The sequence below is a fragment of the Bacillus sp. SIMBA_074 genome, from assembly GCF_046534555.1.
Taxonomy (GTDB): domain Bacteria; phylum Bacillota; class Bacilli; order Bacillales; family Bacillaceae_G; genus Bacillus_A; species Bacillus_A mycoides.
On sequence record NZ_JAWRYM010000511.1, the window covers coordinates 1 to 272 of the forward strand.

At 46.3% G+C, this 272-nt stretch carries 1 protein-coding gene; it reads left to right on the plus strand.

Annotation, left to right across the window (positions count from 1 at the left end):
- On the plus strand, positions 1-272 hold a 272-nt coding region (locus tag SB773_RS31770; RefSeq protein ID WP_410594304.1), incomplete at both ends, for a DUF5915 domain-containing protein.

Consider the following 272-nt stretch of genomic DNA (forward strand, 5'->3'; position numbering starts at 1 on the left):
GTTAAACGTAGCATTAAATACGACGATCACAGAGGAGCTTGAGCAGGAAGGACTCGTCCGTGAAGTCATACGGGTGATTCAGGATTACCGCAAAAAGCTTGATTTACCGATCGAAAAACGCGTTCGCCTCTCGCTTGATGTCGACGACTATCTCCAAGAAGCTTTAGTGCGTTTTGATCACGTATTGAGAGAAAGTGTACTCGTTTCTGATGTAGTTTTCGCGAAGGAAAAAGCGATGGAGAGCTTTTCTATCGGCACGCAGAGCGTACGCT